Here is a 19,253-nt window from a genome sequence, read left to right on the forward strand (position 1 = left end):
CGGTCCGGCCGGCATCGACAACGGGTTTTTCACCGCTGGTAGCGGGCGAGCACCCGGTTGCCGTCGTCCTCCAGCCTTTCGCGCAGCTCACCGAGGCCGATCGCGCCGCTGTAGTACTCCTGGAAGGCGGGGGTGGCGACCTTGTCCTTCCACTCCGGGTAGCCGCGGACGGACTGCGCGGGCGCCGGGCGCAGGTACGGGGCGAGGGCGGTTCCCGTCGCCCAGCCGTCCTTCGCGGTGCGCAGGGCGGGGTCCTTCAGGGCCTCGGTCCCGGTGGGCAGCATCCAGTCCCCCAGCGCCAGCCTGACCATGTTCTTCGGCTGGAGCAGGAAGTCGACGAACTCGGCGGCCTGCTTCTTGTGCGGGCTGTCCTCGGCGACGGACAGGGTCTGCGGGCTGACGCCCTGGGTGAGCCCGTCGGCGCCGGCCGGGGCGGGCAGCACCTGCCAGGTGAAGCCCTTCGGCGCCTGCTGGGCGATCTGCTGACGGTAGGAGAACCCGAGCGGGACCATCGCGTACCTGCCGCCGAAGAAGCCGGGCAGCGTGTCGGAGCCGCCGCTGCCGAGGGTGGTCGGGGAGGCGCTGTGGTCGGTGTTCGCCTGGTCGTGGATGGTGCGCGGCACGGTCTCGTCGGCCTTCCCGAAGCGGAGGGTGACCTTTCCGTCGGCGCCCCGGTGGAAGAGCTGTCCGCCCGCCGACAGCGACAGGTTGAGAGTCGCGGAGACGGGTTCCTTGAGCGGCCAGGCCACGCCGTACCTGCCGTCACCACTGAGCTCTTCGGTGATCCGCCGGAACTCCGGCCAGCTCCACGGGTGTTCAGGAGTGGGGACGCGTACGCCGGACTCCTTCAGCCACTTGGCGTTGGCGACGAGGACGCGGGGTTCCTGGAGGAACGGCACGCCGTACACGCCGTCGCCGAAGGTGGCGGTGTCCCAACTCCGCTGCGGGATGTCCGATGTGAGCCTCGTGGGCAGCAGGTCCCTGAGGTCCGCGAGGTAGCCGCCGTAGGCGAAGTCCGCGAGGTCGTCGGAGGCGTCGTGGATGATGTCGGGCGCCTCGCCGCCCTCGAAGGAGGTGAGCAGCTGGTCGTGGACACTGTCCCAACTCCCCTGCACGTACTCGACCTCGACGTCGGGGTGGGTGGCGTTCCACTCCTTCACGAGTTCCTTGTTGACCTGGACGGACTCCTCCTGCCAGGCGAGGGACTGGAAGCGGAGCGTGATGCGGCCGTCCCCGTCCCCGTCCTCGGACGTGCTCGTACCGGTGCAGCCCGCCAGCAGCAGGACGAGGACCCCCACGAACCACCGCGCGCGCATCAGCTCTTCACCGCCCCGGTCAACATGCCTCCCGTGATACGGCGTTGGATGATCGCGAAGATGACCAGCGAGGGCAGGGTGGCGAGGAAGGCGGCCGCCGCGAGCGGGCCGAGGTCGGCGACGCCCTCCGCGCCGATGAAGTGGGTGAGGACGACCGGCAGGGTCTGTTTGTCCGCGGTCTTCAGCAGCACCAGCGCGAAGAAGAACTCGTTCCACGCGGTGATGAACGCGAACAGTCCCGTCGCCACGATCCCCGGCGCGAGCAGCGGCGCCGTCACCGACACCAGGGTCCTCAGGCGCCCGGCCCCGTCGACGGCCGCCGCCTCCTCCAGCTCGGTCGGCACGGCACGGACGTATCCGACGAGCATCCACAGCGCGAACGGCAGCGCCCACACGACGTACACCATCACCAGCCCCGCAAGGGAGTTGACCAGCCGCAGGTTCTTCAGCACCAGGAACAGCGGGATGATCACCAGCACGAGCGGGAACGCCTGGCTGACCACCACCCAGCCCGTGGCCGCCTTCGCGAGCCGGGTGCGCCGGCGGGCCATGACGTAGGCGAGCGGGGTCGCGATCAGTACGGCGATCACGGCGGCGGTGAGCGCGGCGAGCAGGGAGTTCCCGGCTGCGCGCAGCAGGGGCTGTTCGTCGAAGGCCTGCCGGAAGTTGTCGAGGGTGGGGTCCCGGGGGATCCAGGTGGGATGCAGACTGCCCAGCTCTCGGGGGGACTTGAAGGCGGTGGAGAGCAGCCAGAGGAAGGGGAAGGCGAGGAAGACGAGATAGGCGAGGAGGGCGGCGTACTGGCCGACGCGGCCGGAGGCGCTGGTCCTCATGCCTCGTCACCTCCCTTGAGCCGGCCGACGAGGAAGAGGGCGAGGAGGACCGAGACGACGGCGACCATCACACAGCCCATGGCGGCCGCGTAGCCGAACTGGCCGTAGCGGAAGGCCTCTTCGTAGGCGAAGAGCATGGGCAGGCGGGTGCGGCCGCCGGGTCCGCCGCTGGTCAGTACGTACACCAGCGCGAAGGAGTTGAAGTTCCAGACGAAGTTGAGCGCGGTGATCGCGAGGGCGACCGGTCTGAGGGCGGGCCAGGTGACCGTGCGGAATCTGCGCCAGGCGCCCGCGCCGTCCATCGCCGCCGCCTCGTGGAGTTCGCGCGGGGTGTTCTGGAGGCCGGCGAGCAGGGTGACCGTCGTCTGGGGCATCCCGGCCCAGACGCCGACGACGATCACGGCGGGCAGGGCGGTGGACAGGCCACTGAGCCAGTCCCGGCCGTCACCGAGGCCGAGGGTGCGGAGGGTCTCGTTGAGGACACCGGCGTCGGGGTTGTAGACGAGGCGCCACATGACACCGACGACGACCTCGGGCATGGCCCACGGGATGATCGCGAGGGCGCGGGCGAGCCAGCGCAGTTTCAGGTCCTGGTTCAGCAGCAGGGCGAGGCCCAGCGCGAGCAGGAACTGCGGGACGGTCACTCCGACCGCCCACACCAGACCGATCCGGAACGACTCCCAGAACAGCGTGTCGTGCAGCAGGTCCCGGAAGTTCAGACCGCCGATCCACTGGGTGGCCCGGGTCCGGCCGGACTGGGCGTCGGTGAAGGCCAGCGAGATCCCGTACAGCAGGGGCCCCACGCTCAGCACCAGGATCGGGACCAGCGCGGGCAGCACCAGGAACCAGGTCCCGCGGTCGGACGAACGGCGGCCTCCCCCGGCGCGCGGTGCGTCCCGCGCCGGCCGCTTCGTCGCGGTCACCAGTGTCACGTGATCGGCTCCTTCGCACGGCTCGGGACGATCCGGCCCTCCTGGCCTGGGCCTCCGTCATGGTCGTGAAGGGGGTATGCGCCGTCAAGGCAGCGCGCACACGGGGCCCACCTGTGGGAATGCGAGACTGGCCGGGCGATGGCGCGAACTCGACGCCGTTCGCGATGGCGCGGTGGCGGAGCACAGGCATGCGGGACATGTCAGGACCGGGAGGCCGGAGGATGGACGAGACACGGGCGCGGGACGTACTGGCCGCGGCGGGCCTGCCGACGGGGTCGGCGGAGCTGCTCGCCCTCGGGGAGAACGCCGTGTTCGCCGCCGGTGACCTGGTCGTCAAGGTGGGGCGGGACGCCGAGCTCCTCGACCGGGCGCGCCGTGAACTGGACATCGCGGTGTGGCTGGCGGAGACCGGGGTGCCCGCCGTGCGGGCGGCCGAGCCGAAGGCGCGCTTGGTGGAGGGGCACCCGGTGACGTTGTGGCACCGGCTTCCCGAGGCCGTACGGCCCGCCGAGGCGCGGGATTTGGCCGAACTGCTGCGCATCGTGCACGAGCTTCCGGTGCCGTCCTTTGCTTTGCCGCCGCGTGAGCTGCTGGGGGGCGTGGAGCGGTGGCTGCGGCTTGCGGGGGACGCGATCGACTCCGCCGACGCGGCGTACCTGCGGGAGCGGCGGGACGGTTTCGCGGCGGCTGCGGCCGCGGTGACACCTCGTCTGAAGCCGGGGCCGATTCATGGGGACGCGCTGCCCCGCAATGTCCATGTGGGGCCGGACGGGCCGGTTCTCGTCGATCTGGAGACGTTCTCCTCGGATCTGCGGGAGCACGATCTGGTGGTGATGGCTCTGTCCCGCGACCGTTACGGTCTTCCGGCCGAGGCCTACGACTCGTTCACCGCCGCGTACGGGTGGGACGTACGGGAGTGGGAGGGGTGTTCGGTGCTGCGGGGGGCTCGGGAGACGGCCAGCTGTGCCTGGGTCGCGCAGCACGCGCCGTCGAATCCGAAGGCGTTGGCGGAGTTCGAGCGCAGGGTGGCGTCTTTGCGGGACGGCGACGAGACGGTGCGGTGGTATCCGTTCTGACCACCCCTAAGACGTCTCCTCGCCCTGAATGAGAAGTGCCGCCCTCCTCAGCTCCGTCAAGACCGTGCGGACCGCCCTTCTCGCTGTCCGTTCCGGCCGGTACAGGGCGTCGATGTGGCGTCTCGCCCGTACTCCGCTCAAGGGCCTCAAGGCCAGCGCCGGATGCCGGCGCATGGTCCAGCGGGGCATCAGCGCCAGGCCTCCCCCCGCCGCCACCACCTCCGCCGCGACCGCGAATTCGTTGATGCGGTGGGCCAGGTTCAGGCGGTGGCCCGCTGCCGCCGCGATCGCCTCGATGGTGGCCATGACCGGGAAGCCGTCGTGGACGGTGATCCAGGGCTCGCCGGCCACGTCCGCCGGAGTGACCCGGGCCTTGGCGGCCAGGGGATGGTCGGTCGGCATGGCCACGTCCAGTGGCTCCCGCAGGAGCGTGGTGGCCGTCACCGTGGGCGGCCAGGCGGGGGCGTGGTCGAGGCGGTGGGCCAGGACGATGTCGTACTCGCGGGTCAGGCGGGGGAAGTCCTCCTGCGGGACGTCCTCGTCGGCCAGCCTCGGCACCGGGGCGCCGGGATCGTCGAGGGCGCGCAGCAGCAGGGGGAAGAAGGCCGCGCCCGCACTGTGGAAGGCGGCCACCGAGACCTCGCCCTCGGGCCGGTCCACGAACTCCTCGACCGTGTGCCGCGCACGGGCCAGCGCCGTCTCCACCTCGATGGCCGCGCCCGCCAGTGCCTGCCCGGCGTCCGTGAGCACCAGCCGTCTGCCGTCGCGTTCGGTCAGCGGCACCCTGACCGAACGCTGCAACAGCCTCAACTGCTGCGAGATCGCCGACGGAGTCACCAGCATCGCCTCGGCGACGGCGGTGACGCTGCCCAGTTCGCCCAGTTCCCGCAGGATCCGCAGCTGTCGTTCGTCCACCTCCTGAGTCTAGGGAACGATGTAGCGGAACTAAAAGATCGTTTAAGAAAGTGCCTCTGGGCTTCAGCGGGCTCCTGGTGGACCGTGGGGAGGTGTCCGACGCCCGCCGTACCGACGCGGTACTCCTGCTGGTCGCGATCGTCTGGGGTTCGAGTTATCTCTCCGCCCAGACGGCGACCTCCGCCCTCCCTGTCCTGCTGGTGCTCTTCGCCCGCTACGCCCTGTCCGCGCTCGCCTGTCTGGGAGTCGTGGCCTCCCCGCGGCGGGGGCCGCGCCGGTGGACCCGCGAGGAGCTCCGGGCCGGGGTGCCCCTGGGTCTCACCCAGGCGGCCGTCCTGGTCGTGGAGACCTACGGCGTCGCCCACACCAGCGCCGCCAACGCCGGGCTCATCATCAGCCTGACCATCGTCCTCACCCCCCTCCTCGACCGCACCGGTCACCGGGGCGGTCTGCCACCCGTCTTCTACGCCGCCGCCGGTGTGTGCGTCCTGGCCGTCGGGCTCCTCATGGCGGGCAACGGCTTCCACGCGCCCCGCCTCGGCGACCTGCTGATGCTCGGCGCCGCCGTCGTCCGGGCCGGCCATGTCGCACTCGTCGGCCGGCTCACCGCGGGCCGGGCGATACGGCCACTGCACCTCACCACCGTGCAGACCCTCGTCGGCACCGCTCTGTTCCTCCCCCTGGCCGCGCGCGACCTTCCGACGCTGGCCCACGCCGGCCCGGCCACCTGGACACAGCTGCTCTATCTCGCCCTGTTCTGCAGTGTGTTCGCCTTTCTCGCCCAGACCTGGGCGGTGCAGCGCACCTCGGCGAGCCGGGCCAGTCTGCTGCTGGGCACCGAGCCGATCTGGGCCGCCGCGGTGGGAGTCGCCCTGGGCGGCGAGCATTTCACCGCACTGACCGGGCTCGGAGCGGTCATGATGATCACCGGCACCTACTGGGGGCAGTCCGTGGAACGCGCCCACCGCACGACTGTCCAGCCCCGCACGACAGTTCACCCCGCTGAGGAGGACACCCGATGCCCGGCGTCGACGCCGCCCACGACACCTACGACCGTCTGATCTCCCTGCTCGACACCTCCGGCGTCGACTACAGGCTGATCGACCACGAACCCGAGGGCACCACCGACGCCGTGTGCGCGCTGCGCGGGCACCCCGCCTCCGAGGCCGCGAAATGCATCGTGCTGCGGGTCAAGGTGGACCGCCGGACCACCCGGAACGTCCTCGCGGTCGTCCCCGGGGACCGGCGCGTGGACCTGGACGCGATCCGGGCGCTGTTCGCCGCGCGCTATGTCGGGTTCAGTGATGCGGAGACCGCCGAGCGGCTGGCCCGGGCGATCCCCGGTACGGTCCTGCCGTTCAGCTTCGACCCCGAGCTGGAGCTCGTCGCCGATCCGGAGGTTGTCAAGCAGCCCCGGCTGTACTTCAACGCGGCCCGGCTCGACCGGTCGCTGTGCCTGTCGGGGAGCGACTACGAACGGGTGGCGAAGCCCCGTGTGGAGCCCGTCGCGGCTCCCGTGCCCGGGTGACGCCCGGTCACACCGTCTCGTCGGCCGGCTCGCGCAGCGGCCAGGTGCCGTCGACCACCGCCGTCGCGTCGCCCTTGCGGCGCAGGAAGCTCTGGAAGTCCGCCGCCCATTCCGCGTACCACTCGATCTGCCGGCGGTGCAGCTCCGCCGGGCCGAGCGCGGCGACCTTCGGGTGGCGGACGGCTATCGCGCAGGCGAGCCGGGCCGCGGCGAGGGCGTCGGCGGACGCGTCGTGGGCGGTGTCGAGGGCGACGCCGTACTCCGTGCAGACCGCTTCGAGGTTGCGCTTGCCACGGCGATAGCGATCCACCGAGCGGTCGATGGTGTACGGGTCGATGACCGGGGCCGGGTCGAGGCCGCCCAGGCGCTCGCGCAGGGACGGCAGGCCGTACCGGCGCAGTTCGGCGGAGAGCAGGCTCAGGTCGAAGGCGGCGTTGTAGGCGACGACCGGGACGCCCGTCCTCCAGTAGGTCGTCAGGACGTCCGCGATGGCGTCGGCGACCTGGTCGGCGGGACGGCCCTCGGCGGCCGCGCGTTCGTTGCTGATGCCGTGCACCGCCACGGCGTCCGGCGGGATCTCCATGCCCGGGTCCGCCAGCCACTCCCGGCGTCCCAGGGGCTGCCCGTCCCTGACCTCGATCACGGCTCCCGTGACGATGCGCGCCTCGCGCGGATCGGTGCCGGTGGTCTCCAGGTCGAAGCCGATCAGCAGCTCTTGGTGCCAGCCCATGGGCGGTCCCCCTTCTTGGTGGTGCTTTCCCCCAGTGGTCTCCACCTTCCCATGCGCCACTGACAATCAGAGGGGCGCGTTCCGCTTGGCGCCCGCCGCGACTTGGGACACTTCAGGACACCGGACGCGAATCCGCCCAGTTCGTCTCGAACTCCTCGCGGTAGGTCGGGAAGAGACCGATGTCGTCCACATCGCCCGCCTTCACGACCCGGTTTCCGTTGCGCAGCACGAGGACCGGTGCCTCCATGCCCCGGGACCGGCGCAGATAGGACTGCACGACCGCGATGCCGTCCGAACCGTCGCCGTCCACGAGGTAGGCCGTGAAGCGCGGGGTGTCGTCGTAGACCTGGATCTCGAAGGCGCCCGGGTCGCGCAGCCTGGACCGCACCCGGCGCATGTGCAGGATGTTCATCTCGACGGCGCGGCTCAACTCGCCGCGCTTCATGCCGAGTTCCCGCTCGCGCCGCTTGACCGCGCTGGAGGCCGGGTTCAGGAACAGCAGCCGCACCCGGCAGCCGGCCTCGGCCAGGCGCACCAGGCGGCGGCCGGAGAAGTTCTGCACCAGGAGGTTCAGGCCGATGCCGACCGCGTCGAGACGGCGGGCGCCGCCGAAGATGTCCTCGGCGGGGAACTGCCGCAGCAGCCGCACCCGGTCGGAGTGGACGGCCACCACGTCGGCGTACCGGTCGCCGACCAGGTCCTCGACCGCGTCGACGGGCAGCCGCCGGGCGGACGGTACGTCGCCGCCGGCGCCCAGTATCTCGAGGAGCTTGGCGGAGGCGCGCTCGGCCTGGCCGAGGACGGCCTCGGACAGGGCCCGGTTGCGGGAGACGACGTTGCGGGTCACCTCCAGCTCGTCCAGGGCCAGTTCGACATCCCGGCGGTCGTCGAAGTAGGGCTCGAAGCACGGCCAGTGCTGCACCATCAGCTCACGCAGCTGGGGCAGGGTCAGGAAGCTGAGGACATTGTCGTCGGCGGGGTCGAGCAAGTAGCCCTTGCGGCGGCTGACCTCGCGGACCGCGACCGCCCGCTGCACCCACTCCTGTCCGGCGGGCCCGGCGGCGGCCACCACCCAGTCGTCGCCGTGGACGGGTTCGTAGATGGGACGCAGAACAGCGGCCACGACAGCCCGCAGCCGCTGTTCGACGAGGTTCAGCCAGATGTAGGCGCGGCCGGCCCGCTGTGCGCGCGTACGCACCTCGCGCCAGGCGTCGGCGTCCCAGTCCAGCTCCGGCCCGATGGTCGCTCCCGCGTCCATCGGACGGGCCAGGGACACCGTGCCGGGCGGGGCGTCTGAGGAGTTCCCCTCGTGACCCTCGTCACCAGGGGGCAACTCCAGCCCTCCCGAGCCCACCCGCGCACCGCCTTCCGCTCCCCCGAGGACTCCCGAGGGTCCGCCCCCACCCAACGATCAAGGAAGGGTACTCCGGGAGCGGTCGGCGGTGCAGCCGGATGGACAGGGTGATTCTCAACTACCGAACTCCCAGTGGCCGTTCTGCCCGGCGAGCTCGGCCGGAGTGAGCGGATTCATAGCCGTGACGTCCCGGGGGGCGATGGAGAATCCCTGCCAGTGGACCGGCATGGGCTGCTGGTCCTCGTCGCGGGCTATGTGGTGGAAGCCCACGTTCATCCAGACGACCGGGTGGGTGAGCGTCTGGCCGTTGACCCACTTGTCGACGGAGTTCCCCGCTCCGGCACCGCAGTTGCCGGTGTTGTTGCTCGCGAACTGCTCGCAGGGGTTGTACTCGGTGAAGTACACGTCGTGCTTGGTGAAGCTGCGGGCCGGGTACTTGGTGCTCGGGCCCGGGACGATCTCGTACGACCGCGGGTGCCAGTCCTTGTTCTTGCCGACCGCGCTGACCATGCGCCACCAGCGGTAGCTCTTGGCGTCGCCGGCGAGTTCCTTGGTGACCGGGGTGCGGGTGGTCTTGACCGTCGCGGTCTGCCGGCCCTGGGCGGCCGCGGTGACCGTCGAGTCGTACTGCTCGACCCGGTTCTTGGAGGAGCCGTCGAGGGCGAAGTCCAGGCGCCAGAAGGCGTTGTGGCTGTGGCTGGTGGCCTGGGCACGGGGGCCCCTGCCGATGGGCCAGCCGCGGCCGTCGCCGGCGTCGTAGTCCTCGTAGGAGAGGCTGCCGGTGGCGCCGAGGTTCATGGTGATGGTGCCGTCGTCCTGGAAGCGCCACTCGGTCATGTACTCGTACCAGCCGACCTGGTTGACCGAGTAGACGAGCAGGTCCTTGCCCTGCGCCTGGTAGACCTTGTTCGCGCTGTCGCCCTGCATGCGGTAGGCGTGACCGCGCGAACGGGTCGTGGTGCACAGGCCGTTGACGTTCTCGCGGTCCGGGTCCCAGGAGTCGGGGACCTTGACGCTCTTGATGGTGCCGCCGGGGCACTCGCCCGGGTCCAGGTTCATCAGGCCCTGCGCGAAACCGAAGCCCGTCAGGTCGTCGTACTCGACGCTGCCGTCGTCGTAGGGGACGTGGATCTGGCCGAGCCGGGCGCTGTTGAGGACCTTGATCGGCTTGGGCTCGCCCTTGGGCTGGTAGGAGATGTCCTCCAGGACCATTCCGGCCTTGCTGTCGTAGCGCCAGCACATCCGCCAGGTCGTACCGCTGGAGAGCTTCTGCTCGATCTTGTAGGCGCTGCTGCACTCCGCCGCGGGCGCGGCGGCGGCCTTCGGCTGGGCGACGGCCGGTCCCGCACCGGCGGTGACGCCCGCGGCCAGCGCGGCCACGGACACGCCGAGGGCCGCGTGCCTGCGCGCGCGGCTGATTCTGTTGACACGCATGAAGAAATGACTCCCTTGCGGAAGGAGCAGGTAGGAAAAGTGGACGGAGTGAGGCGGGTCAGCTCTCGAGCTTGGCGACCTTGCGGGCGCTCAGGTCGATCACGAAGGCCCTGGCGTCGATCCAGGGGCCGTTCTTCACCTTCGGGAACAGCCGCACGCAGCGGTGCTCGCCGCACTTGTCGAGCGCGGCGGGCTGTCCGCCCGGGACGGCCCGGTACACGGCGCCGGTGAGGAGCAGCTGGTTGGCGTCGGTGAGGTCCTTGTCGGTGGCGTCCTTGTAGTCCGCCTTCAGGTCCGCGCCGAGCGGGTCGGCGATCAGAAGGGTCGCGGCCTCGGCGTACTCGGCGCTGCTCAGCGGCGGCTGGACGCCGTGCTGGGTGCCGGTCGTGACGACCTTGCCGCTGCCGAGGTCGACGGTCCTGGTGACGAGGGTGTCATCCCGGTAGTCGTAGAACGTCACGTTCGCGCGCCGGGGCGCGTCCGGGTCGTCCAGTTCGCCGACCTTGGGGTCGGCGAGGTCCACGGTGAGCCGCTCGGGGCCGCGGTCGCCCTCGACGTCCTCACTGGAGTTCATCATCTGCGGGTTGACGGCGATCTGCTCGACCCGCTTGATCTCGTCGTCGGTGAGCGGGTCGCGGCCCTTGCCCTCGTCGCCCTCGGCGGCCTGCGCCTTCTCGACGACCCCCGGCGCCACGGCCCCGTCCGCACCCTGTCCCGCCTGCGCCGCGGACGGTCCGGCGGCCGCCCTGCCACCCCCCGTGTCGTCCGCCCCCGCGGTACCTGGCAGGGTGATCCCGATCATCACGGCGGTCCCGGCCACCGCGATGGCCGCACCTGCCACCACCTTCCCGAGGTGGCGGTGCACTATCTTGCGCACATCTTCCCCCTACTCCCCGGGTACTCCGGGAGTACGTGTCTGCCCCTGATGGTTCGGCTCAGGACGATCCTGTGATCGCCCTGTGCGCTGGTCGATCGGTAAGAGGGACGTAAGTCATAGGGGGTTCCATCACTTTCGGGGACACTCGGGGCCAAGCCGCCACACGCGGCGCGGGAGAGCTGAAAGAGTCGTTGCATGCAGGTCTGGCCTGGAGAGGCGTATCCACTCGGTGCCACGTACGACGGCGCCGGTACCAACTTCGCGGTCTTCACGGAGGCCGCGGACCGAGTAGAGCTGTGTCTGCTGCACGACGACGGCTCGGAAACGGCGGTGGAACTCCGCGAGAGTGACGCGTTCGTACGGCACGCCTACCTGCCAGGCGTGATGCCCGGACAGCGCTACGGCTTCCGCGTGCACGGCCCGTACGCGCCTGAGCGCGGCCTGCGCTGCAACTCGTCGAAGCTGCTGCTCGACCCGTACGCGCGCGCGATCAGCGGTTCGATCCGCTGGGGCGAGGAGGTGTACGGCTACCACTTCGACGCGCCCGACAAGCGCAACGACCTCGACTCGGCGCCGCACACCATGACGTCGGTCGTGGTCAACCCCTACTTCGACTGGGGCGACGACCGGCGGCCGCGCATCGGGTACCACGAGACGGTGATCTACGAGGCGCACGTCAAGGGCCTCACCATGCGGCACCCGGGCCTGCCCGAGGAGCTGCGCGGCACCTACGCCGCGCTCGCGCACCCCGCGATCATCGAGCACCTGGTGGAGCTCGGCGTCACCACCCTGGAGCTGATGCCGGTCCACCAGTTCGTGAACGACCACCGCCTGGTCGACATGGGCCTGAACAATTACTGGGGCTACAACACCATCGGCTTCTTCGCCCCCCACAACGCGTACGCCTCCTGGGGCGACCGCGGACAGCAGGTCCTGGAGTTCAAATCGGCGGTCAGGGCGCTGCACGAGGCCGGGATCGAGGTCATCCTGGACGTCGTCTACAACCACACCGCCGAGGGCAACCACCTGGGCCCGACCCTCTCCTTCAAGGGGCTCGACAACCCTCAGTACTACCGCCTCACCGACGACCAGCGGTACTACATGGACACCACGGGCACCGGGAACTCCCTGCTCATGCGGTCCCCGCACGTCCTCCAGCTGATCATGGACTCGCTCAGGTACTGGGTGACCGAGATGCATGTCGACGGCTTCCGCTTCGACCTCGCGGCGACCCTGGCCCGGCAGTTCCACGAGGTGGACCGGCTTTCTTCGTTCTTCGACCTGGTCCAGCAGGACCCGGTGGTCTCCCAGGTGAAGCTGATCGCCGAGCCGTGGGACGTCGGCGAGGGCGGCTACCAGGTGGGCAACTTCCCGCCGCTGTGGACCGAGTGGAACGGCAAGTACCGCGACACCGTACGGGACCTGTGGCGGGGCGAGCCGCGCGCGCTGGCGGAGTTCGCGTCCCGGCTGACCGGTTCCTCCGACCTCTACCAGGACGACGGCCGGCGTCCGCTGGCCTCGATCAACTTCGTCACCTGCCACGACGGGTTCACCCTGCACGACCTCGTCTCGTACAACGACAAGCACAACGAGGCCAACGGCGAGGACAACCGCGACGGCGAGAGCCACAACCGGTCCTGGAACTGCGGGGCGGAGGGCGAGACCGACGACCCCGCGGTGCTGGAGCTGCGCGGCCGGCAGATGCGCAACTTCATCGCCACGCTGATGCTGTCCCAGGGCGTGCCGATGATCAGTCACGGCGACGAGGTCGCGCGCACCCAGCGCGGCAACAACAACGCCTACTGCCAGGACAGCGAGCTGGCCTGGGTGGGATGGCCGGAGGACGTCGCGGGCGGGGCGGACGTCGGGGACGGGGCGGCGGGGCTCGGTGCCGAGCTGCTGGCCTTCACGCGCGCGATGGTGTGGCTGCGCAAGGACCACCCGGTCTTCCGGCGCCGCCGCTTCTTCCACGGGCGGCCCGTGGAGGGCACCCACGACGACCTGTCGGACATCGCCTGGTTCACTCCCGAGGGCAAGGAGATGACCCAGCGGGACTGGGACCGGGCGCAGGCCTCGGCGCTGACGGTCTTCCTCAACGGCAACGCGATCTCCGAGCCCGGCGCCCGCGGGGAGCGGATCACCGACGACTCGTTCCTGCTGATGTTCAACGCCTCGCCCAAGACGCTGGACTTCGTGGTGCCGGTCAACCACGGCCGGCAGTGGCAGGTCGTGGTCGACACCGGCCGCCCGGAGGGGGTGCCGCCGGGAACGGGAGCGAAGGTGCAGGCCGGGGACCGGCTGACGTTGGTGGACCGGAGCATGACGGTGTTGCAACGGCCCGTGTAGGTGTACGTGGGGACGGCACGGTTGCGTCGGGACGGAACCGTGCCGTCGTGGCGTTCTGCGTCGCGACGCAACCGTGCCGTCGCCTCGCCGCCGTCACGGACGGCACCGTCCCGTCGCGACCTCGGCGTCACGACGAAACCGTTCCGTCCCGACGTCCCCGCCCCCGCCCCCGCCCCCGCCCCCGCCCCCGTCCCCGTCCCCGTCCCCGTCCCCGGGCACATGGAGCACCCCGATGACACGAAAGGCCGCAGGGCGGGTACGTAGCTCTGCATGACACCTGAGCGCCCGGACCCCTCGGCACCGACGGCCACGTACCGGCTGCAGTTGCAGCCCGCCTTCCCTTTCGCGGCCGCGGCTGCGGCCGTGCCGTATCTGGCGTCGCTCGGCGTCTCGCACCTGCACCTGTCCCCCGTCCTGGAGGCGGTTCCCGGTTCGACGCACGGCTACGACGTCGTGGACCACGGGCGCGTGCGCGGGGAACTGGGCGGCGAGGACGGGCTGCGGGCGCTGTCGCGCACCGCGCGGGAGCACGGGCTCGGTCTGGTGATGGACATCGTGCCGAACCACATGGCGATGGCCCCGCGCCACAACCGCGCCCTGTGGGAGGTGCTGCGCGAGGGCCCGAAGTCGCCGTACGCGCGATGGTTCGACATCGACTGGGAGGCGCAGGGCGGCCAGGTGCTGCTGCCGGTGCTGGGGCATCCGGTCGGTGAGGAGCTCGCCAACCTCACGGTGGACGGCGACGTACTGCGCTACTACGACCACGTGTTCCCGCTGCGCGAGGGAACCGAGGAACTCCCGTTGCCGCAGCTCCTGGACGCGCAGTGGTACCGGCCCGTGTGGTGGCGGCTGGCCCGTACGGAGCTCAACTACCGGCGTTTCTTCAGCATCTCGGAGCTGATCGGGGTGCGGGTCGAGGACCCCGAGGTGTTCGAGGCCACCCACGCCAAGATCCTTCAGCTGCTGCACGAGGAGGTGGTGGACGGGCTGCGGATCGACCACCCGGACGGCCTCGCGAACCCCGACGGGTACCTCCAGCGGCTGCACGAGGCGACCGGCGGACGCTGGACGGTCGTGGAGAAGATCCTCTCGGACGGCGAGCGGCTGCCCGCCGCCTGGCCCGTGGCGGGAACGACGGGCTACGACGCCCTGAGGCACATCGACGGGCTGTTCACGGACCCCGCGGGGTTCGGGGAACTCCTCGGCCAGTACCGGCGGTTCGCGGCCCCGCAGACCGACCGCGGCGGCGACTGGGCCGCGACGGCGCGGCGGGCGGCGTACAAGGTGATCACGCACGAGCTGGCCGCCGAGACCGAGCGGCTGACCCGGGTGGCGACCCGCGTGTGTGCCGTGTCCCCGGAGCCCGCGCTGCGCGACCGCGCGCCCTGGGCGCTGCGCACCGCGCTCCAGGAACTCCTGGTGCGGATGGAGGTCTACCGGCCCTACAACTCCTCGGACGCCGCCTCAGTCGTCACCGAGGAGGCCGCGGCCGAGGCCCGGCTCGCCTTCGTGGTCCCCGAGGAGGCGGGCGCCGTGGACGTCGTACGGGATCTGGTGCTGGGGCGGGGTGACGGGCCGGATCATGTGGAGTTCCGGACCCGGTTCGCGCAGACGGCGTCGGCGCTGCGGGCCAAGTCCGTGGAGGACACGGCGTTCTACCGGTATGTGCCGCTGTTGTCGGCGACCGAGGTGGGCGGCAACCCCGGGGCCCCGGCGGTGTCGCCCGCGGAGTTCCACGCCTTCTGCACGCGCGTGCAGCGCGACTGGCCGCTGACGGGGATCGTGGTGTCGACGCACGACACCAAGCGCAGTGCCGACGTGCGCGCGGCCCTGGCCGTGCTCACCGAGTGCCCGCAGCGGTGGGCGGACACGCTGGCCGAGGTGACCCGCGCCGGCGACGGCGTGCCGGACGCACAGCTGGCGTGGGCGGCCTGGCAGACGGTGTTCGGACTCGGCCCGGCGGCCCCGGAACGGGTACGGGAGGCGCTGCTGAAGCATGTGCGGGAGGCGGGGCTGTACACGAGCTGGACGGAGCAGGAGCCGGCGTACGAGGAGGCGGTGGCGGAGTTCGTCACGGCCGGGCCGTGCGGGCCGCAGGGCGAGCGGGTGGCCGCGTTGCGCAGTCGTCTCGAGCCGCACATCCGGGCGAACGAGCTGGGCACGGCCCTGGTGCAGCTGACGATGCCCGGGGTGCCCGACGTGTACCAGGGCACGGAAGGCAGGTACCTGGCGCTGGTGGACCCGGACAACCGGCGGCCCGCGCCGTTCCCGCCCGAGGACTCCGGCGACAAGGGCGCGCTCACGGCCGCGGCGCTGCGGCTGCGCCGACACCGGCCGGACGTCTTCGGCGACGCGGCGACGTACACGCCGCTGGCCGCGGAGGGGCCCGCGGCGGCGCACTGCGTGGCGTTCGTGCGCTCCGGCGAGGTGGTCACCGCGGTGACCAGGCTGTCGCTGCGGCTGGCGGAGGCGGGCGGCTGGCGGGAGACGGTGCTGCCGCTGCCGCCGGGCCGCTGGCGGGATGTACTCGTCCCGGAGCGGGAGTTCTCCGGGCACGCGCGCGTGGCGGAGCTTCTGGGCGAGTCGCCGGTGGCGCTGCTGGAGCGGATCGCCGCGGACTGACCAGGTGCAGGCGGGGACCGCGCGTCGGGCCGCCACCGCAGGCGGACACCCCCGCCGGCGTCCACCGCCTTTCCGGTTACCGGTAAATGCTTCTGGGCGCCCCCCGGAGGCTCCCCCATGGCGTGCTTGACAGCTCACCGAGACGGTGGGGTACTGCGGAAGGCGAGGCCGGTCGGACTATCGGGGGTGAGTCTCCTGCCGGAGCTGCGGTACCCCACGGCGACCGAACTGGTCCGGTCCGCGCGGGCGTTGGCCGCACAGTGGCCCGGCGTCTGCCGGCTGGGGCAGGTGGGTGTCTCGCGCGCGGGCAGGCCCCTGCATCTGCTGTCGGTCGGTGATGCCCCGCGGGCCGTCCTGGTGGTCGCGGGTGCGCACTCCAACGAGCCGGCCGGCGGCCCCGCGGCCCTGGCCGTGGCCCGACGGGTGCTGGCCGGGCGGGAGTTGAGAGCGGACACGTCCTGGCACTTCCTGCTGTGCGCGGATCCGGACGGGGCGAGTCTCCATGTCACCCCGGCGCCGCGCAGTCTGTTCGACTACCACCTGGGGTTCTTCCGGCCGGCGGGAGAGGAGCAGCCGGAGTGGGCGCCGGCGATGCTGCCGCCCGACCGGTTGCCGCCCGAGACCCGCGCCCTGACCGGGGTGATCGACGCACTGCGGCCGTACCTCCAGGTGACTCTGCACGGCACCGATCTGGGCGGCAGCTGGGTGCAGTTGACGAAGGACGTCCCGGGGCTGGCGGAACCGTTCCTCAAGTCCGCCGTGGAGCTGCACATTCCGGTGGAGACGGGGGCCTCGGACGCGGCCGGCTGGCCGGCCTCCGGGCCCGGGGTGCATGTGATGCCGGCGCCGGGCGCGGGCGCGGCGTACCCGAGCATGCCGGACGACGCGCGGCGCAGCACCTGGCACCACGCGCACCTGTACGGCGGTCTGACCGCGGTGGTCGAGGTGCCGATGTGGGCGAGCGACCTGGTGGACGATCCGGCTCCGCATCCGGCTCCGGAGGCGGCGATGCGGCGGCTGGCGGACCGGCTGCTGCGCCAGTCGCGGGCGGTGGACGGAGTGCTGGCGGAGGCGCGGCCGCGGCTGGTGGGCGTCGACGGGCCGCTGCTGCGGGCCGCGACCTGGGGCCTCGACCTGGTGCCGGGGCTGGCCTCGGACTGGATCCACACGCGGCCCGCCGACGGCACGCGGGCGTACATCGGCAGTGTGGACGCGTTCTCCCGTCGGCTGCCGCTGCGGGCGGCGGCCATGCTGCTGCGGGTGCTGCGGGAGACCGACGACCGCGCGGCGCCGCGTCTCGAACGGCTCGTCAAGGTGTGGAGCGACGCCTTCGCGGAGCGTTTCCGGGCCCGCTGGGTGCCGTTGGAGCACCAGGTCGAGCACCAGGCCCGTACGGTCGTGGCGGTGGCGCGGCACGCGCGCGGACGGGCGGACTGAGCCGACACCGCTCCACGCGCGTGCGTGCGTCACCGCGCGCCGGAGCCGTGCGTCAGTCCTCCAGTGCGAAGACCGCCCCGGTCCGCGCCCCCATCACGCAGGCGTTGGAGAAGGTCTGCCGGTATTCGACCGGTCGGCCGTGCCACTCTCCGCGGGCCTGGGCGGTGACCGGTGCGTAGATCATCGGGCAGTAGACGTGCGCGGGCGGAAGGGCGTCGATGTCGCCGCCGACCGAGTCGAGTTGGGCGCAGGCCTCGGCGGCGCGGCCGTGGCCCTGGGGCGGGTCGCACAGCAGGAGGGTGCCGCGGGTGTCGCTGGAGCGGTCGTCGCCCTTGGTCACCATGAGGAAGAGGTGGTCGCCGCCCGGAAGGCCGCCGGTGGAGGTCCCGGCCGTCGCGGGGGCCGCGGCGGCGAGGAGGAGGGCGGCCGCCGCCGTCAGGGCCGCGTGGGCCGCTCGCCGTACCGCCGCCGTTGTGATCGTGTGCGTCATTCCAGGTGCATCGGCACGGCGGCCTCGGATCCCCAGCCCGGCTCACCCGAACGGGAGCACGCGGGCGCGTGCCGCGCGGCGAGTTCGAAGGCGGCGAGCACGACCCGGGACTGGTATTCGATCTGGCGCGGGACCGGGATCCAGCGGGCACCGCAGCCGTCCCGGTAGTCGGCGCACCAGAGGTCGATGAGCCGGTCCAGTTCCGGCAGCGCGCCGGCCGGGTCGGTGCCCGCGCGGGTCACGAGCTGGTGCAGGAGTCCGGCGGTGCGCAGGGCGAGGCGCCGTCCGGCGATGCGCAGGGCGGCCAGATGACCGGTGCTGAGCGGGGGCAGCGGGCGGCCGCCGTCGGTGACGTCGGGGTCCCAGGCGTCGGCGATTCCCGGGCAGACCAGTAGGTAGTCCTCGACCGGGGCTAGCAGCCGGGCCGCGTCGGGGGCGGCCGAGACGTGCGGGCGGATCCGTGCGAGGACGTCCTCCAGGAGCCTCGCGTCGCGGCGCAGCGTGTGGCTGACGGTACGCAGCACGGCGGCCGCGTCGGCGGGGGTGCTGCCGTCCTCGACGCCGGCCACGCCCCACATGGGCGCCTCGACGACGGCGGTCACGGTGCCGTGCCGGTGCGGGTGGTACCAGGTCGACTCGACGGCGGCCTCGGTGATGGCGGCGACCAGGTCGCCGCGGCGGGGCGGCGGGATCCGGTAGACGGCGGGCCCGAGGCACGGCCAGTAGAGGGTGTCGTACGGGCCGAGTTCGCGCGGGATGCGCAGCCGGGCCGCGGTGTGGGCGACGCGCCGGGCGAGGCCGGGCAGGTCACGGGTGAGTTCGACGAAGCCGCCGCCGACGTCGACGCCGTGCAGGGAGCACTGGAGGAAGGGCCGCAGTTCGTCCTGGAGGGCGAGGAGGGTGCGGGTCTCCGGCAGTGCGGCGGCGTCCGCGCCGTCGGGCAGCCATTCCGGCTGTTCGCCGAAGCCGGGCCGGAAGAAGTTCCGGAAGTAGCGGTCGAGGGAGTACGGGCCGCGCAGCCAGCCCTCGTTGCGGCGCAGGCCGTCGGGGTCGAGGCAGAGCAGCAGGTTCCAGGTGGCGTCGGCCTCGACGGTGAGGCGGGGGTCGGCCAGGACCCGCTCGGCCAGTCTGAGGACGGTGCCGCCGCCCACGGGCTCGTTGGCGTGCGGTCCCGCGACGACGAGGGCCTGGCGGCTGCCGTGGCCGACGGAGAGCAGCCACAGGGGGTTGCCCGCCCGGGAGGTGCCGGCGCGCCGCAGCCGGGCGTCCGCGGGATGGCGGGCGACGAGGGCCGCGGCCCGTGCGCCGAGTTCCTCGACGGTCGGGTAGCGGAGGAGGGGCGGCAGGGCACACCTCCACAATG

The 19,253-nt window shown here is 71.9% G+C and carries 16 protein-coding genes; 6 read left to right on the forward strand and 10 right to left on the reverse strand.

All coding sequences use genetic code 11. The features are described 5' to 3' along the window. Window positions 1–29 precede the first annotated feature (29 nt). Genes ACFYZ8_RS22540 through ACFYZ8_RS22550 form a run of 3 tightly spaced genes read right to left on the reverse strand, consistent with a single transcriptional unit; the run spans window position 30 to window position 3,081 of the window. Window positions 30–1,316, reverse strand: a complete 1,287-nt coding sequence (locus ACFYZ8_RS22540) for an ABC transporter substrate-binding protein (protein WP_388537004.1) — start codon at window positions 1,314–1,316, stop codon at window positions 30–32. Then, on the reverse strand, window positions 1,316–2,149 hold the full coding sequence (locus ACFYZ8_RS22545; protein ID WP_388537006.1) for a carbohydrate ABC transporter permease: 834 nt from the start codon (window positions 2,147–2,149) through the stop codon (window positions 1,316–1,318). The genes ACFYZ8_RS22540 and ACFYZ8_RS22545 overlap by 1 nt, the downstream gene beginning before the upstream one ends. Further along, a complete protein-coding gene (locus ACFYZ8_RS22550; protein WP_388537008.1) occupies window positions 2,146–3,081 on the reverse strand; it encodes a carbohydrate ABC transporter permease in 936 nt (311 codons plus the stop codon). The genes ACFYZ8_RS22545 and ACFYZ8_RS22550 overlap by 4 nt, the downstream gene beginning before the upstream one ends. Window positions 3,082–3,302: 221 nt before the next feature. Here ACFYZ8_RS22550 and ACFYZ8_RS22555 point away from each other — a divergent pair, with 221 nt between their 5' ends. Further along, on the forward strand, window positions 3,303–4,157 hold the full coding sequence (locus ACFYZ8_RS22555) for an aminoglycoside phosphotransferase family protein (protein WP_359028804.1): 855 nt from the start codon (window positions 3,303–3,305) through the stop codon (window positions 4,155–4,157). A 6-nt stretch (window positions 4,158–4,163) separates the two neighbouring features. Here the strand turns inward: ACFYZ8_RS22555 and ACFYZ8_RS22560 are convergent, their stop codons facing one another. Beyond that, window positions 4,164–5,072, reverse strand: coding sequence for a LysR family transcriptional regulator (locus ACFYZ8_RS22560; protein ID WP_388537010.1), 909 nt, complete (start codon window positions 5,070–5,072; stop codon window positions 4,164–4,166). A 92-nt stretch (window positions 5,073–5,164) separates the two neighbouring features. Here ACFYZ8_RS22560 and ACFYZ8_RS22565 point away from each other — a divergent pair, with 92 nt between their 5' ends. Further along, the gene (locus ACFYZ8_RS22565) at window positions 5,165–6,133 is read left to right on the forward strand and encodes a DMT family transporter (protein ID WP_388537355.1); all 969 of its coding nucleotides are present in this window, start codon (window positions 5,165–5,167) and stop codon (window positions 6,131–6,133) included. Continuing rightward, complete coding sequence (locus tag ACFYZ8_RS22570; protein WP_388537012.1) at window positions 6,091–6,600, forward strand: YbaK/EbsC family protein; 510 nt, start codon at window positions 6,091–6,093, stop codon at window positions 6,598–6,600. Before ACFYZ8_RS22565 ends, ACFYZ8_RS22570 begins: the two co-directional genes overlap by 43 nt. A gap of 7 nt (window positions 6,601–6,607) precedes the next feature. Here the strand turns inward: ACFYZ8_RS22570 and ACFYZ8_RS22575 are convergent, their stop codons facing one another. The 4 genes from ACFYZ8_RS22575 to ACFYZ8_RS22590 all read right to left on the reverse strand — a co-directional run bounded on the left by ACFYZ8_RS22575 (window position 6,608) and on the right by ACFYZ8_RS22590 (window position 10,995). Next, complete coding sequence (locus ACFYZ8_RS22575; RefSeq protein ID WP_388537014.1) at window positions 6,608–7,330, reverse strand: 3'-5' exonuclease; 723 nt, start codon at window positions 7,328–7,330, stop codon at window positions 6,608–6,610. 112 nt (window positions 7,331–7,442) lie between these two features. Then, window positions 7,443–8,684, reverse strand: coding sequence for an SAV2148 family HEPN domain-containing protein (locus tag ACFYZ8_RS22580; RefSeq protein WP_359028809.1), 1,242 nt, complete (start codon window positions 8,682–8,684; stop codon window positions 7,443–7,445). 114 nt (window positions 8,685–8,798) lie between these two features. Next, the gene (locus ACFYZ8_RS22585; protein WP_388537015.1) at window positions 8,799–10,118 is read right to left on the reverse strand and encodes a copper amine oxidase; all 1,320 of its coding nucleotides are present in this window, start codon (window positions 10,116–10,118) and stop codon (window positions 8,799–8,801) included. A 58-nt stretch (window positions 10,119–10,176) separates the two neighbouring features. Continuing rightward, window positions 10,177–10,995: a Tat pathway signal sequence domain protein gene (locus tag ACFYZ8_RS22590; protein WP_388537017.1), complete on the reverse strand. Its 819-nt coding sequence runs from the start codon at window positions 10,993–10,995 to the stop codon at window positions 10,177–10,179. 195 nt (window positions 10,996–11,190) lie between these two features. Here ACFYZ8_RS22590 and glgX point away from each other — a divergent pair, with 195 nt between their 5' ends. The 3 genes from glgX to ACFYZ8_RS22605 all read left to right on the forward strand — a co-directional run bounded on the left by glgX (window position 11,191) and on the right by ACFYZ8_RS22605 (window position 17,400). Further along, window positions 11,191–13,341 (forward strand): glycogen debranching protein GlgX, encoded by a 2,151-nt coding sequence (gene glgX, locus ACFYZ8_RS22595; RefSeq protein ID WP_388537019.1) that lies wholly within the window; start codon window positions 11,191–11,193, stop codon window positions 13,339–13,341. Between the two features lie 270 nt (window positions 13,342–13,611). Then, window positions 13,612–15,963 (forward strand): malto-oligosyltrehalose synthase, encoded by a 2,352-nt coding sequence (treY, locus tag ACFYZ8_RS22600; RefSeq protein ID WP_388537021.1) that lies wholly within the window; start codon window positions 13,612–13,614, stop codon window positions 15,961–15,963. A gap of 186 nt (window positions 15,964–16,149) precedes the next feature. Beyond that, window positions 16,150–17,400 carry a M14 family zinc carboxypeptidase gene (locus ACFYZ8_RS22605; protein WP_388537023.1) on the forward strand — a complete coding sequence of 417 codons (1,251 nt, stop codon included), beginning with the start codon at window positions 16,150–16,152 and terminating at the stop codon, window positions 17,398–17,400. Window positions 17,401–17,452: 52 nt separating this feature from the next. On the opposite strand, the gene ACFYZ8_RS22610 is transcribed toward ACFYZ8_RS22605, so the two are convergent. Further along, window positions 17,453–17,890, reverse strand: a complete 438-nt coding sequence (locus ACFYZ8_RS22610) for an SSI family serine proteinase inhibitor (RefSeq protein ID WP_388537025.1) — start codon at window positions 17,888–17,890, stop codon at window positions 17,453–17,455. After that, window positions 17,887–19,251 carry a M14 family zinc carboxypeptidase gene (locus ACFYZ8_RS22615; RefSeq protein WP_388537027.1) on the reverse strand — a complete coding sequence of 455 codons (1,365 nt, stop codon included), beginning with the start codon at window positions 19,249–19,251 and terminating at the stop codon, window positions 17,887–17,889. Before ACFYZ8_RS22615 ends, ACFYZ8_RS22610 begins: the two co-directional genes overlap by 4 nt. Window positions 19,252–19,253 lie beyond the last annotated feature (2 nt).

It is taken from the genome of Streptomyces sp. NPDC001668 (assembly GCF_042893155.1).
GTDB lineage: Bacteria > Actinomycetota > Actinomycetes > Streptomycetales > Streptomycetaceae > Streptomyces.